Annotated in this window: 13 protein-coding genes; 10 read left to right on the top strand and 3 right to left on the bottom strand. The window is 46.1% G+C overall.

The window, feature by feature from the left end; genetic code table 11:
- Nucleotides 1–9 precede the first annotated feature (9 nt).
- On the top strand, nucleotides 10–1,182 hold the full coding sequence (locus BLS69_RS07905; RefSeq protein ID WP_091030110.1) for an MFS transporter: 1,173 nt from the start codon (nucleotides 10–12) through the stop codon (nucleotides 1,180–1,182).
- Between the two features lie 165 nt (nucleotides 1,183–1,347).
- Here the strand turns inward: BLS69_RS07905 and BLS69_RS07900 are convergent, their stop codons facing one another.
- A complete protein-coding gene (locus BLS69_RS07900) occupies nucleotides 1,348–1,833 on the bottom strand; it encodes a hypothetical protein (protein WP_091030109.1) in 486 nt (161 codons plus the stop codon).
- Nucleotides 1,834–1,986: 153 nt separating this feature from the next.
- Between BLS69_RS07900 and BLS69_RS07895 the strand changes: the two genes are divergently transcribed.
- The 5 genes from BLS69_RS07895 to BLS69_RS07875 all read left to right on the top strand — a co-directional run bounded on the left by BLS69_RS07895 (nucleotide 1,987) and on the right by BLS69_RS07875 (nucleotide 6,922).
- A complete protein-coding gene (locus tag BLS69_RS07895) occupies nucleotides 1,987–2,571 on the top strand; it encodes a TetR/AcrR family transcriptional regulator (protein ID WP_240768019.1) in 585 nt (194 codons plus the stop codon).
- Nucleotides 2,572–2,731: 160 nt separating this feature from the next.
- The gene (locus BLS69_RS07890; protein ID WP_091030107.1) at nucleotides 2,732–3,601 is read left to right on the top strand and encodes an NAD(P)-dependent oxidoreductase; all 870 of its coding nucleotides are present in this window, start codon (nucleotides 2,732–2,734) and stop codon (nucleotides 3,599–3,601) included.
- Between the two features lie 29 nt (nucleotides 3,602–3,630).
- Entirely contained in the window at nucleotides 3,631–4,683 is a 1,053-nt protein-coding gene (locus tag BLS69_RS07885) for an LLM class flavin-dependent oxidoreductase (RefSeq protein WP_091030105.1), read from the top strand.
- Nucleotides 4,684–4,740: 57 nt separating this feature from the next.
- The gene (locus BLS69_RS07880) at nucleotides 4,741–5,694 is read left to right on the top strand and encodes an alpha/beta hydrolase (protein ID WP_091030103.1); all 954 of its coding nucleotides are present in this window, start codon (nucleotides 4,741–4,743) and stop codon (nucleotides 5,692–5,694) included.
- A gap of 259 nt (nucleotides 5,695–5,953) precedes the next feature.
- Nucleotides 5,954–6,922 carry an ROK family protein gene (locus tag BLS69_RS07875; RefSeq protein ID WP_091030101.1) on the top strand — a complete coding sequence of 323 codons (969 nt, stop codon included), beginning with the start codon at nucleotides 5,954–5,956 and terminating at the stop codon, nucleotides 6,920–6,922.
- 197 nt (nucleotides 6,923–7,119) lie between these two features.
- Here the strand turns inward: BLS69_RS07875 and BLS69_RS07870 are convergent, their stop codons facing one another.
- On the bottom strand, nucleotides 7,120–7,893 hold the full coding sequence (locus BLS69_RS07870) for a helix-turn-helix transcriptional regulator (protein WP_091030098.1): 774 nt from the start codon (nucleotides 7,891–7,893) through the stop codon (nucleotides 7,120–7,122).
- 135 nt (nucleotides 7,894–8,028) lie between these two features.
- Here BLS69_RS07870 and BLS69_RS07865 point away from each other — a divergent pair, with 135 nt between their 5' ends.
- On the top strand, nucleotides 8,029–9,450 hold the full coding sequence (locus BLS69_RS07865; RefSeq protein WP_091030096.1) for a family 43 glycosylhydrolase: 1,422 nt from the start codon (nucleotides 8,029–8,031) through the stop codon (nucleotides 9,448–9,450).
- Nucleotides 9,451–9,644: 194 nt separating this feature from the next.
- Here the strand turns inward: BLS69_RS07865 and BLS69_RS07860 are convergent, their stop codons facing one another.
- The gene (locus tag BLS69_RS07860) at nucleotides 9,645–10,556 is read right to left on the bottom strand and encodes an AraC family transcriptional regulator (RefSeq protein ID WP_091030093.1); all 912 of its coding nucleotides are present in this window, start codon (nucleotides 10,554–10,556) and stop codon (nucleotides 9,645–9,647) included.
- Nucleotides 10,557–10,773: 217 nt separating this feature from the next.
- Here BLS69_RS07860 and BLS69_RS07855 point away from each other — a divergent pair, with 217 nt between their 5' ends.
- From BLS69_RS07855 to BLS69_RS07845, 3 genes are read left to right on the top strand one after another with little or no spacing between them, the layout of a single operon-like run.
- Nucleotides 10,774–11,649, top strand: a complete 876-nt coding sequence (locus BLS69_RS07855; protein ID WP_091030091.1) for a fumarylacetoacetate hydrolase family protein — start codon at nucleotides 10,774–10,776, stop codon at nucleotides 11,647–11,649.
- 21 nt (nucleotides 11,650–11,670) lie between these two features.
- On the top strand, nucleotides 11,671–13,137 hold the full coding sequence (gene gucD, locus BLS69_RS07850; RefSeq protein WP_091030088.1) for an alpha-ketoglutaric semialdehyde dehydrogenase GucD: 1,467 nt from the start codon (nucleotides 11,671–11,673) through the stop codon (nucleotides 13,135–13,137).
- Between the two features lie 16 nt (nucleotides 13,138–13,153).
- Nucleotides 13,154–15,130, top strand: a complete 1,977-nt coding sequence (locus BLS69_RS07845) for a YjhG/YagF family D-xylonate dehydratase (protein ID WP_091030085.1) — start codon at nucleotides 13,154–13,156, stop codon at nucleotides 15,128–15,130.
- The last annotated feature ends 8 nt before the right edge of the window (nucleotides 15,131–15,138 follow it).

Raw genomic sequence — 15,138 nt, 5'->3', positions numbered from 1 at the left:
TGGAGTAAAGTGAAAAATAAATGGATCATATATATCTTGGCATTGGCTGTTTTTCTGATCGGAACCATTGAATACATTATTACAGGAGTCATTGAAATGATCGCAGCAGACTTAAGCGTATCTACTTCCGAAGTGGGTTTGCTGGTGACTGTGTTTGCTCTAGCAGCGGCCATTATCGCCCCGATTCTCATTGCATTTACAATAAATATAGAACGCAAGAAGTTACTGGTGTCCACCCTCAGTGTGTTTATAGCCAGTAACGGACTTATGCTTGTAAACCTTTCTTACGAAACATTACTATGGGTGCGAATTATTCAAGGGGCGAGCGGAGGAATCGCTACCGTAGTAGCGATGGCCGTATCGACACGACTGGTTGAAAAAGAAAAAAGGGGCAATGCCATCGGCATCATTTTGATGGGGCTAAGCAGTTCGCTAGTGCTCGGTGTCCCATTGGGCACATTTTTTAGTGAAATGTTTGGATGGAGAGTTCTATTTGTAATCATTGGATTGTTAAGTGTTCTTCCATTACTTATTATCTACAAAAAGGTTCCGGCAATCAAAGAGGAAGAAAAGATCACCCTCAGAATGCAGCTCTCCATTTTGAAAAATCCACTCATTCTGACTGCCTTGCTTATTACGTTATTGTATATCGGCGGCTATTCGACACTGTTCACGTACATTACGCCTTTCTTACAAGCTACGTCTTCTCTTTCCATGACCGAGATAAGCGGTGTTCTGTTTCTCGCGGGAATTTGCAGCTTTGTCGGATCAAAAGTGGGGGGACAATTGGCAGATGCAAAGGGATCAAAGTTTACAATTTGTCTAGGCCTTCTGTTACAAGGCGTAACTCTTCTTTTGTTTGCTCTAGCGGGTATCAATCTTATGATTTTAATCTTCATTTTAATGATTTTTATGTTAGCAACGTGGAGTATATCTCCGGCCCAGCAACTATATCTGGTTACACTGGCACCTCGTAATCCTGACATTGCCCTTAGCGTAAATACGTCGTTTATCCAATTTGGTTTTGCATTGGGATCTGGATTAGGTGGACTTGTGATCAGTCGTACATCTGTCCTGTATTTGAATTGGTTGGGTTTTGCCGCTGTAAGCATTGCTTTACTTCTTGCCATCTTACTATTTAAGAAATCGAGAATCAGGATTGGAACGCCAGATCCAGTTTAATTTTTGAGTTGCAATTGACCGTTATATGTAAAATAAAAAAAGATCTCTTCAGCATTCACTGCAGAAGAGATCTTTTTGGCGTTTAACAAAGTAATAATGAGAATCACATTACATCATCATGACAGAATAGAGTATGAATCCATTAACAAATTACTGTTATATGTTTTAATGTCCACCTGTATTCGAAGCCCAGACAGGATACCAGCCCAAGGCCGGATTTTCATTGTTGTACAGCACCAGATTGCCGTCAGTTTGCATGATCAGCACATTGCCTCTAAGATTGGCTGGCACATTGTCTGCTCCGTACCATTCCTTAGCCCACGCCAGGTTATCCGATGTCCAATAAGGTGTGTTTTGCGGATCTGATATGACCAACTTTCCGCTGAAATAATTAATCTGGAGTTTATGTATTCTTGTGTCTTTAGTGTTGCTGTGCCATATCATTTTACGTGACTTGACGTCCCAGATCTGTGCATCCCCATAATTATCAAATTGAAACGAGAACCTGTTATTGTTTGACACTAACCCTCCACCTGCGACATTATACATAATGTCATAAATCAGTCGATCTCCACTGGCAGCGGAAGTTGCGGGTGAAAATGAAATCAAAAACATAAACATGGCAAGGCAAGATAAAAAGACTTTTTTCATAGAACATCCTCTTTTCCTCAATATGTTTTAAGTTACCTGTCAAATATATCATATATATTTCTTTAATGGATAAATTTTCAATAAGGATCGACGATCTGCGAAATTCTTTTCTGGACTGATCGGTTCAGATATGTTATATTTCTGAAACGGGAGGTGTTACTTATCGCCAGGACTAAAGAATTTGACAAAAATCAAGCGTTACACGAAGCAATGCTGTTGTTTTGGAAAAAAGGATACGAGGCTGCTAGCATACCGGATTTACTGGAAGTGATGGGCATTAGCCGATCCAGCCTTTATGATACGTTTTCCGACAAGCAAACCTTGTACAGAGATGCCCTGGAGCATTATAAAAAAGGGAGTTCCAATAAGCAGACCATTCTTGAACAAGCATCAAACGTAAGAGATGGAATTCTTCAATTTTTTGAATATCATATTGCTTCAGCATACGATACGAGCCTACCGGGCGGATGTTTTGTAACGAATACAGCTACAACATTGGAGTCACCAGATGAACAGATAAATGTCTTGATACAGACTAGTTTTTCGGATTTGGAACAAGCATTTTGCGAGCTTTTGGAGAAGGGCCAACAATCGGGAGAGATAGATAAAACAACAGATATCAAAACATTGTCTTATTTATTGCTGAATTTACATCAAAGCATAAATATTATGGCCAAAACAGGTCAAAATCCAGAACGTGCAAAAGAGATGATTAGCTTTGTAATTGCAGGGATATAATTTTTTTTGGCAATATTGGAATGATTGTTCCGTTATTATAGTCCTCATATTTTGAAGGTTCCATTTGAAGAGTATCTGTAAGACCATAATTTTTTTTGATCATTCTGGAACATTCATTCCGTTATCGAAACAATCCATCAACAATAAGGAGATGCAACCAATGAAGGTATCGTTTATTGGACTTGGAAATATGGGCCTTCCAATGGCACAAAACCTGTTGAAAGCGGGTTATGACGTAGTCATCTTTAATCGGACCCCTGAAAAAGCTGAACCATTAATAAAACAGGGAGCACGGTATGTCCAAACACCACTAGAGGCAGCGAAAGAAAGCAATCTTGTAATTACCATGTTATCTGATGATGCTGCTTTGAGAGAGATTGTTGAGGGACCAACTGGCGTTCTGAACGGATTATCTGAAAATGGAATTCACGTATCTGCCAGTACGATCAGCGTAGATCTGGCTCGGAAATTATCCGCTTTGCATGCGGAGAGACACCAGCACTTTGTGTCTGCCACCGTAATGGGTCGTCCGGATGCCGCGAAAGCAGCTACATTGCGCATTATTTTAGCTGGTCCGGAACATGCAAGACAACGAGTACTTCCCATGTTAACAGCACTAAGTCAAGAGATATTTGAGATTGGAGATCATGGCGAAGAAGGTAACATTGTCAAAATAGGCGTTAACTTTCTGATTGCTTCAATGCTGGAAGCTTTGTCGGAAGCGCAGCTCATGGTTGAAAAGCACGGCATTAAGCCGTCCCGATATATGGATGTTGTGAATGCTCTTTTTCAATCTCCGGTATATCAGAACTATGGCGCGATCATGACTGAACAGCGCTTTGAACCAGCCGGTTTTAAAATGAAGCTTGGGTTAAAGGAGGTTGCATTAGCTATCGAGGCAGCCAAGTCAGTTCAAGCTCCACTTCCTTTAGGTCAGCTTATTCATCAACACCTCTCTGAAGGAATTACCCATGGTTATGGTGAGTTGGATTGGACGGCTTTAATCCGTTGTCTTGAGCATTCCTCTTAAAGAAAGAAAAATATAAGGAGAGATTAATTATGGAAATAGGTGTTACTTCATTCGTAGAAACAAAACCTGATACGAAGACCGGAGTTGTGATGAGTCACGCTCAGCGATTGCGAGAAGTTGTGGAAGAAATTGTCCTTGCAGATCAGGTAGGACTTGATGTGTTTGGCATAGGTGAACATCATCGTGATGATTATGCAGCATCTTCACCAGCAATGGTGTTGTCCGCTGCGGCGCCCCTCACAAAACGGATTCGATTGACAAGTGCTGTGACGGTGCTTTCTTCAGCAGATCCTGTCCGTGTGTTTCAGGATTTTGCCACGCTTGACGGTCTCTCCAATGGACGTGCCGAGATTATAGCGGGTCGGGGTTCCTTCATTGAGTCCTTTCCACTGTTTGGTTATGACCTGCATGACTACGAGGATTTATTTAATGAAAATATTGAACTGCTTCTTAAATTACGGGAATCCGAGAAAGTAACTTGGAGTGGAGGCCATCGACCAGCGATACATAATCTGGGGGTATACCCGCGTCCTGTTCAGGATTCCATCCCTGTATGGATTGGTAGCGGAGGTACTCAGGAGTCTGCCATACGTGCTGGAATTCTAGGTCTGCCACTAGTTCTGGCAATTATCGGGGGTAATCCAACGAAATTCGCGCCACTTGTAGAACTGTATAAAAAGGCGGCAACTCATGCTGGTCATGATGTATCACAGCTTCGGGTAGGTTCACATTCAATCGGATTTGTTGCAGAAGATACGGAAAAAGCCGCAGAACTCTTTTTCCCGTCCACTCAGTACGGCATGAATAAACTCGGCAAAGAGCGGGGGTGGGCATATTACGATCGTTCCAGCTATGACGCTGCCCGCAGCTCTGATGGTGCGTTGTATGTAGGGGATCCAGAAACTGTTGCTCAAAAAATCATTCATCTGCGCAAGCATGTAGGAATTACACGTTTCATGATGTATGTTCCCTTAAGCACGATGCCACATGAGTTGGTAATGCGGGCTATAGAATTGCTCGGTAAAGAGGTTGCACCGCGAGTACGAGAGGAAATTTCCAAGTGGGAAGCTGAAATGAGATAAGAATTAACTGAAAAAACGTACACGATCGAATTCATTATTATATTTGGAGGAATTATCATGAGTATTGAGAAACGTATATTACCAGAATTAAGAGAGGTTTATTCACAATTTCCAGGGTTTGAGTTGGAGAAAAATTTAGAGTGGAGCAGAAACTTAGTATCGGCTGCATCGGTGAAAAATTCAGAGCATGTAAACACAACTAGTCGGAAAATTCCGAGGGATGGAGGTGAGATGCTGGTCAAAATTTATGAGCCGGCCGAACGAACGAATGATTTACTACCAGCCATGTTATGGATTCATGGGGGTGGGTACGTGTTAGGACATCCCGATATGGACGACAAATTGTGCGAACGTTTTGTTCAGACAGCAGAATGTATTGTCGTATCAGTCGATTATAGGCTCGCTCCTGAGCATCCTTATCCTGCGGGGATTGAAGATTGTTATGCTGGATTGGTATGGATGACGGAGGAAGCAGAAATGCTTGGTATTGATGTGAATCGGGTTGCAATTGCCGGTGCTAGCGGTGGTGGAGGACTGACAGCAGCACTCGCGCTGATGGCACGTGATAAAGGAGGTCCGTCTATTATCTTCCAAATGCCATTGTACCCGATGTTAGATAATCGCAACATCACGCCATCTAGTCATGAGATTACAGAAGAGGGTTCAATCTGGAACCGAACGGACAACGTGGCTGCTTGGAAAATGTACCTTGGTGAGGAGAACGATGTCAATGGAAGTTCTTCTTATGCAGTACCTTCGAGAGCAGAGAACTTGGCCGGATTGCCGCCAGCCTATACTTGTGTAGGTCAGCTCGATCTATTCCGGGACGAGACGATGGAGTATGTGGCAAGACTAGCACAAGCAGGTGTGGATGTAGAATTTAATCTCTATCCAGGTTGCTTCCACCTTTTCGAAATTCTTGCTCCAGAAACAGAAGTGAGTCAGCGCGCTGTTCAGGGTTATATGGATGCAATGGCTCGTTCACTTCATCCCAATAGAACCCTTGAATAAGGAGTAGTGCATCGGAACCTTACACTTAAAGTAAATTGATAATTGTAAACTTTATGTCCCAAGAAGTCACTAATGTAGTGGCTTCTTTTTGTCTGGAGGCGCTTGTTCAATTTCGAGCTCTGAACCTATACTATAGTGAGTCACTCTGACAAGATGATTGAGTTATGGAGCAGCTTGAGCATATGTAGAGTTGGATGATCCAGTGAATCAAGTAGGGTAACGTTCCTCGGTATCCAAATAAATGAGAGCGGAGATTATTATGCGAAAATACATAATTGGAATTGACTTGGGTGGAACCAATATTAAGTCCTCCATTTTCAACCTGGAGTTTCAAAAAATTCACGAAAGAAGCGACCTAACAGAGGCAGCAAAAGGACCGTTTCATGTATTAAACCGAATCGTAGACATTATTCAAGAGATGCTATCTTCCGAGGGAATCCAGCCAGCTTCTATTCTGTGCATGGGTATGGGCATTCCTGGATTATTAGATCCGGAGCAGGGACTATCCATATTTTCACCTAATTTTTCAGACTGGGAAAACATCCATGTCGTGAACTATATGAAAAATCATTTTGAATTTCCCGTTTACATCGACAATGATGTTCGTGTAAATCTGTATGGTGAATGGCAGTTTGGTGCAGGCACCGACTATAAAAACCTGATATTGATTACGTTAGGTACCGGTCTGGGATCTGGTATTGTTAATAACGGAAAGGTTCTCTACGGTACTACATCAAGTGCAGGCGAACTCGGTCATATGAATATGTACCGGGAGGGCCGGCCTTGTCGTTGTGGAAGTTCGGGCTGTCTGGGGAGATACGTGTCTGCGATAGGAATCGTCAAAACCTTTACAGACAAGCTGGAGGAAGGCCGATCAAGTATGATTCTGGAATGGGTAGGGGAGGATTGCACGACAATTACTGCACGTATGATCTCGGAAGCATATGATCTTGGGGATTCACTTGCTATTGAGGTTATGCATGAGACCGGAAAGATTCTCGGGTTTGGTCTTTCCAATGTAATCAATATGTTCAATCCAGAAGTAATTATTGTTGGTGGAGGAATGTCGGCAGCGGGTGATCGATTACTGAATACAGTACGTGAGACTGTTGAGAAACATGCGTTAAAGCTTTCATCCCGTGCATGTAAAATAGTGCAAGCGAAATTAGGTGGGCAAGCAGGAATGATTGGTGCGGCTGCATATGCCAAAAACAAAATATCATTATAAAGTATCACAATATGATAATTGATCAATTATGCTTGAGAATATGTCATTGCAACATACAGTCTAAAACCTTAACTTAAAATGACAGCAGAGAACGCTAACAAGCTCGATGACGTTTATATCAATTGGACGACTAGGTTATGTGTAAACGCCCATTGGACAGAGTGGATGAGTGAGATTTATCTCTCCATTCTGTTATGTCAGCCGGGCTCTTCATGTCGTTTATGAAACTGTTTAGGCGAGGAACCGGTCATTTTTTTGAATTGCCTGCAAAAATGCTCGACATTACGGTAACCGCATCGATCGGCAATCTCTGCAACCGTATATGTGTGATGTCTGAGATATTCTTTGGCCAAACGTATTCGGCTATGAATAACATCCTCCATACACGAGAGACCAAAGGATTTCTTGTACATCAATTGCAGGTATCCCGGACTGACGTTTATGGTCTTCGCCATTTCTGTTATTGTCCAAGGATGGCTTGGATGGTTATGAATTGCCGTTCGAAGCTTCAACAAGGGATAGTGCTGAGGACTAATATCCACTTGGACACAAGACTCAAGCAATTTATTGAACAAGGTTCGCAGCAGGCAATTGATGGTCGATTCCCGGTAATCGTTCTGAAAAGAATGCTCTGCAACAAGCAATTGGAACAGCTTATGACAATATTCCGGATCATCCAGCGGGAAAGGTGTGCCTGACGGAAGGGAGGTATCGGTTACAAACGTTTCATCACTTTCAAAACGAATCCAATCATTAATATAGCGTTCTGAACAAGCCCGATAATATATTTTTTGATACGGTTTGAAAAGTACGGCACAATGAGCCGGGTAATCCTTAAGTTGTCCATCAACCCAAAACTGGGCAGGGGTCTTTGTAATGACCAATAGCCAGGCATCATGCCCTTCAGGGATATCAAAAACAAAATGGTTCTGATGTACCGCGTCACATTCCACGTAAAAAATAGAGGTCATGGTTCTTCTCCTTTCTCTTTAATTTGTAGAAATGAATAGTCACTACACTACTTAAGCTATTTTCTATTATACGAGAGTTATCTTTATTTCATAGAACGAATGTACTATTACGATTGTATGAGGAGTGTACGTTGAATGAATAAACAAGGTTTGAATCCATACCTTCCATCCTGGGAATATGTCCCTGACGGCGAGCCTTACGTATTTAATGACAGAGTATATGTGTACGGTTCACATGACCGTTTTAACGGACATGCCTTCTGTCTGAACGATTATGTATGCTGGTCTGCACCCGTAAATGACCTTGGGAATTGGAGAAATGAGGGCGTGATCTACCGGAAAACAGATGATCCACTGAATCCGGATGGCGATATGTGTCTGTATGCACCAGATGTTACGCTAGGTCCCGATGGACGGTATTATCTGTATTACGTGCTGGATAAAGTACCCGTAGTTTCGGTGGCTGTATGTGACACACCTGCTGGCAAATTTGAATTCCATGGGTATGTACAATATGCCGACGGCACTCGTCTGGGCGAAAGAGATGGGGATGAGCCGCAGTTCGATCCCGGCGTGATGACTGAAGGACAACATACCTATCTGTATACCGGTTTTTGTGCACCTGGAGACCAATCCAGACATGGCGCGATGGCTACGATACTCAGTTCAGACATGCTGACGATTGTGGAAGAACCCGTATTCGTAGCACCTAGCGAGCCTTACAGTGAGGGCAGCGGTTATGAGGGCCATGCATTTTTTGAGGCGCCTTCCATCCGGAAGAGAGGTGATACCTACTACCTGGTGTATTCCTCCATCGTTATGCATGAATTAAGTTATGCCACAAGTCAGTTTCCAAACAAAGGATTTACATATCAGGGCGTCATCGTAAGCAACTGTGATCTCCATATCGACTCCTACAAACCTGCTGACAAACCCATGTATTATGGAGGCAATAACCATGGCAGCATTGTGGAGATCAATGGAGACTGGTATATCTTTTATCACCGTCATACCAATGGGGACGCATTCAACCGACAGGGCTGTATTGAGAAGATATCTTTTAAAGAGGACGGCAGCATTCCTCAGGTGGAAATGACCTCCTCTGGTCCAAGTGGGAGACCGCTAGAAGGAAAAGGCGAGTACCCCGCATATCTTGCATGTAATCTTTTGACCAAAGATGATCAGAAGTACACTGGAGGTTTCGGAGCAGGAGCCTGGCTGGACAGCCGCTTTCCGAAGATAACCCAGGATGGCAGAGACGGTGATGAAGAGACTGGTTATATTGCCAATATGGTTGAATCCGCAACTGCAGGATTTAAGTATTTTGATTGCAGAGGAATTCGCGAAGTCTCAATCAAGGTGCGCGGATATTGTAACGGGGTATTCGAGGTCAAAACAGCATGGGACGGCCCAGCACTGGGTACAATCCCGGTGCATTTTACAAATCATTGGAAACCCTATACAGCCGAGATTATTATTCCTGATGGCGTACAGGCGTTGTATTTTACATATCGGGGTTCGGGAAGTGCGAGCCTCGCTGCATTTATTTTAGCGTAAGTATAACAGAGGAACATAGTCCCCCTGAGAAAGATAGAGCAGCTACTGGACATCCAGCAGCTGCTTTTTGTATTGGTTAGCTTCCTGCGGCTCAGAGATTGCTGCATCTCATGGTCGTAACACTCTTACTGCAATGGTCAGGTGGCTCTGGGATTACAGAGATTCTCTCAGGAATCTCAAAAAGTTAAGTATAGTCAATCTGAATGTGTGGCTTCTCCGGCCTGCTGTGAATGACTGCGAAATTCACTTGGCGCGATGCCTGTCCACCGCTTGAACTGGCGGCTAAAATGCGCATTGGTCTTATACCCCAGCATCATCGCAATATGGTCTATGTTCAGGTCCGTTTGTTTTAACAAGCGCTGCGCTTCGTTCAGAAGAGTTTCGGATAGAAACTTGCGTGGGGCGATGCCGTATACCTGCCGAAAAATACGATTAACCTGTGACGGGCTAATGCTCAGCGATTTGGCAATGTCCTGAATCCAGGTTCGCTCACTCTCTTGAATTTCCCCGTGAAGATGGATATATCTTACCGAATCCTCAATGTGCTCGGCAATCTGATGGGCAATGGTTTCTTTTCTCGACAATGTAACGGAGGCTTGCTGAGATAACTGGCCGACCAATGAACCAAGCAGTTCAAACACAGCGGCATGTACCTTCATTTGTTTGGAAGAAGATAGCGAACTCGACAAATTCTCTGTGGCCAGATTATACAAGGTAGACAGGGAAGAGGACAGCCCCAGAGCCAAATTCGAATTTGCCGGATAATAGATGTCTTTGCAACGGTTAAGTTCCCTGCAAAAGGACGTATCGTGTATGCTGAAATGCACCGAGAAATAAGTGAAACCCTCTGGTCCGGCACCCGTGCAAGAATGGGTCATACCAGGCCGGATGAACAGAAGGTCGCCAACCGACTGATGATAAGACTGCCCGTTGACAACCATGTTCATCTGCCCGTCCATCATCCAGTGGACTTCATACATTGAATGTTCGTGAGACGGATAAGTCCAGCTGGAATCTACTTTTCTTGCGTGCAGCCCCAATAGTTGAAAAGACATGCGAACATCGGGCAGACGACCTAAATACACAGCATCCGAAAGCTTGGTCACAGCAAGCCAACCCCCTTGTACTATTCTATATACCAACATCCTGTCATCGGAGTGTCCTCGTAAATCATCTTTAGTTCAACGGATCTAACCTCATCTTAACAGAAAAAAAATGCGTGAAAAGGGTAAATCGTCGGAGTGATTAGAACATCGTCATGAACCATAGCGGGTGCTATGGTAGTATTATCAACCCGATGGGGGAAAATGGAGGCAAGCTTGAATGAGAATTATTCGATTTCTGGACGGACAACAGAAGTGGCTGGCAGCCGTTACGGATGATGAACAAGCGTATCGTTTGCCGCAAGCAGATTTTATGACTTTGATCTATCAAGCAAGAAAGCAGGGGATTTCTCCAGTTCACCTTGTTGAAAGCGCTTTTAAACCGTTGAACAAGTTAACTGACGATTGGACTTCCTTGCATCTAATCACTCCATTGGAAGCTCCGGAAGTATGGGCGGCGGGTGTGACTTATCAGCGCAGCCGCGAAGCGCGAAATTATGAAGCAACGGAAGGCAAGCTGGATGCAAAGACCTTTTACGATAAAGTTTATGATGCCGAAAGACCGGAGATCTTCTTTAAATCCACAGCAGCCCGCACTATAGGACCGCTTGAGGCAGTCACGCTTCGCAGCGATTCCAATTGGCAGATCCCGGAGCCTGAGCTGGGGTTGGTGCTTGCCGCGGATGGCAGCATTGTGGGATACATCGTTGGCAATGACATGAGTTGCCGCGATATTGAAGGGGAAAACCCGCTGTATCTGCCGCAAGCAAAAATGTGGCGCAATTCCTGCTCCATAGGTCCGGCCATTCGTCTAGCGGAAACGGTGCAGAATCCATATGCGTTCAGCATCGTCTGCGAAATATATCGTGAAGGAGATTTGGTCGTCAAAAGCGAGGCAAGCACGAGTGAGTTAAACCGAAAACTCGATGAGCTGGTTTCTTTTCTGGCCAGAGATAACGATCTGTTTGACGGTACGGTGTTATTGACAGGCACTAGCATCGTGCCACCCAATGATTTTACACTTGCACCCGGGGACCGCATTGAAATATCCATTAGCGATATCGGGACACTTATTAATCCAGTCATTTCAAACTAATGTACAAGGAGGATGAATGTGATGACCACATTTCAGGTAGAGCAGACATACAGCAATTACATTAACGGAGAATGGGTGAAGGCGACATCCGGTGAAACCGAACCGAGCATCAACCCGGCGAAGCGGAAGGAGGTAGTTGGCTATGTACCCACCTCCGGCGTAGAGGATCTGAACCGGGCTGTCGCAGCGGCGAAGGAAGCAGCAAAAGATTGGCGGAGGTTATCGGGTGCGGAACGCGGCAACTATCTATTTCAGGCAGCCAATGTGCTGGAACGCCGGGCCGATGAAGTTGCAGAGGCGATGACCAGGGAAATGGGCAAAACACTCCCTGAAGCCAAAGGAGAGACACTGCGCGGTGTCGCAATCTTAAGGTATTACGCTGGAGAAGGCATGCGAAAAACCGGTGATGTCATTCCATCAACGGACAGCGAAGCACTGATGTTTACAACCCGTGTACCCCTTGGCGTTGTAGGGGTTATTGCTCCTTGGAATTTCCCAGTAGCCATTCCGATTTGGAAAACGGCTCCGGCCTTGATCTACGGCAATACGGTTGTGTTAAAGCCTGCTCAGGAAACCGCGGTCACTGCGGCTAAAGTAATGGAGTGTTTTGCAGAGGCGGGCATTCCGGCAGGCGTTCTTAATCTGGTATGCGGCAGAGGCTCAGTGATCGGATCTGCACTTGCTGAGCATCCGGATGTGGGCGGAATAACGTTCACAGGCTCCAATGAAGTGGGCAAACGGGTCGGCAGCGCAGCACTGGCACGTGGGGCCAAGTATCAACTTGAAATGGGTGGGAAAAACCCGATTATTATCGCGGCTGACGCTGACCTGGATTTGGCTGTGGAAGCCACGATCAGCGGTGGGTTGAAATCGACCGGGCAAAAATGTACGGCCACCAGCAAGGTCATTATTGAACGAAAAGTATACGATGCCTTCAAAGAAAAGCTGCTCTCGCAAATCCAGGAAATCCGGCTCGGTGACGGCATGTCTTCTGGAAGCTGGATGGGTCCATGTGCAAGCGAAGGACAGCTCAATACCGTGCTGAGTTATATTCAAAAAGGTCAGGATGAAGGTGCCGTTCTGCTCGCTGGCGGAAAAAGAGGGGACGGTCCGGGACTCGAAGAGGGATTCTATGTGCAGCCGACCGTATTTGAAGGGGTCGAATCCCATATGTCCATCGCCCGAGAAGAAATCTTTGGCCCGGTTCTGGCCTTGATTGCGGTAGATTCCCTGGAGGAAGCGATCGAAGCGGCTAATGACAGCGATTACGGCTTAAGTGCTTCCATCTATACACAGAACGTCGGAGCCATGTTGTCTTTCATCCGGGACATGGATGCGGGACTGGTCAGAATTAATGCAGAAACGGCTGGCGTAGAGCTGCAGGCTCCGTTCGGCGGAATGAAGATGTCAAGTTCACATTCAAGAGAACAGGGGCAAGCGGCTATCGAGTTTTTCACGGCCATCAAAACGGTCTTTGTGAAGTCATAAACTGTGGGAGGCTATCATGTACGAACAGATTACGTCGATTATGGGAGAGACCGCGTCCAACTGCTTCGATATCATAGCACATGCTCCCGGGGCTGACGGACGTCTGCCTTTAACGGATGATTTGCTGCGGAATGCTCCAAGCGGCGACTTGTTTGGCATGTCCCAGAATGTTGGAATGGGCTGGAAGCCCGGGGAATTGAACGGAAAACAATATCTGATCTTGAGTACGCAAGGTGGCATACGCAATGAAGATGGCAGCCCGGCAGCACTCGGTTACCATACGGGTCACTGGGAGGTCGGCCTGCTGATGAAGGCTGCCGCAGAAGAACTGTCAAGCCGGGGGGGAATCCCGTTTGCTGGATATGTCAGCGATCCGTGTGACGGCAGATCTCAGGGGACAACCGGCATGTTTGACTCGCTTCCGTACCGGAACGATGCCGCTATGGTATTTCGCAGACTGATTCGCTCGCTGCCAACACGTAAAGGCGTGCTTGGTGTCGCCACTTGTGACAAAGGCCTTCCGGCGATGATGCTCGCGCTTGCCGGCATGCCGCAATTGCCTGGTGTAATCGTTCCCGGTGGCGTCACACTTCCGCCTACGGATGGAGAGGATGCCGGTAAAATTCAGACCATCGGTGCACGGTACGTCAACGGGGAACTTTCTCTGGAAATGGCGTCGGATTTAGGATGCCGAGCTTGTGCTACACCGGGAGGAGGCTGTCAGTTTCTAGGTACCGCGGCTACAGCCCAGGTTGTAGCCGAGGCAATGGGTATGACAGTGCCACATGCCGCGCTTGCACCTTCCGGGCAGCCGATCTGGTTTGAAATGGCGCGCCAATCGTCACGTGCACTCATCCATATGGAATCACAGGGGATGAGGATGGCAGACATTGTCACGGATGCATCCATTCGCAATGCGATGACCGTCCATGCTGCGTTTGGCGGATCGACCAATCTGCTTCTTCACATACCGGCAATTGCCCATGCGGCTGGTTTAACCGTGCCTACGGTACAGGACTGGATACAAGTCAACAAGAATGTTCCAAGACTGGTGAGTGCCCTGCCAAACGGACCGATCTTTTATCCGACCATACGCGTCTTTCAGGCTGGAGGGGTACCAGAGGTCATGCTTCACCTCAGACAGCTGGGTCTGTTGGATGAGTCTGTACCAACGGTTACAGGTACTTCACTGGGTCAGGTATTGGACTGGTGGGAATCGTCGGAACGCCGTCATCTCATGCGGAAGCAGTTAAAAGAGAAGGACGGCATTGATCCGGACAGTGTCATCATGAGTGTAGAACACGCTCAGCGGCTTGGAATCTCATCGACCGTAACATTTCCAACCGGGAATATCGCTCCGGAAGGTTCTGTCATCAAATCCACCTCTATTGATCCTGCTGTGCTGGATGAGCATGGCGTATACCGTCATCGTGGCAGAGCAAAGGTGTTTACCACCGAACGTGAGGCGATCCATGCGATTAAGACCGGAGGAATTCTGGCTGGCGACGTTGTTGTGCTTCTCGGGCGAGGTCCATCGGGAACCGGAATGGAGGAAACGTACCAGCTTACATCTGCGCTTAAACATTTGCCTTTTGGCAAATACGTGTCTCTGATTACGGATGCCCGGTTCTCCGGTGTTTCCACCGGAGCGTGTATTGGTCATGTTGGCCCCGAAGCGCTGGCAGGCGGACCGATTGGCAAACTGCGGAACGGAGACCTGATTGACATCGCGGTTGATCGTAACACGCTGGAGGGCAGCATTAACTTTGTCGGAGAAGGAGAGCTGGAGTTTTCGCCGGAAGAAGGTGCACTCATCCTGGCACAAAGGGCCTTTCATCCAGATATGAGGCCTGATGAAGCTTTGCCGGATGATACAAAGCTCTGGGCTGCATTGCAATCGGTCAGCGGTGGGACTTGGAGAGGGAATGTATATGATGTAGAGCGGATCATAACCGCCCTGGAAGCCGGCAAAAAAGCGCTGGGCTGGTACTGATATCTACC

The sequence above is a fragment of the Paenibacillus sp. CF095 genome, from assembly GCF_900101225.1.
In the GTDB taxonomy this organism is placed as follows: domain Bacteria; phylum Bacillota; class Bacilli; order Paenibacillales; family Paenibacillaceae; genus Paenibacillus.
The sequence above is the reverse complement of the archived record's forward strand: the minus strand, read 5'-3'. Positions and strand labels throughout refer to the sequence as shown.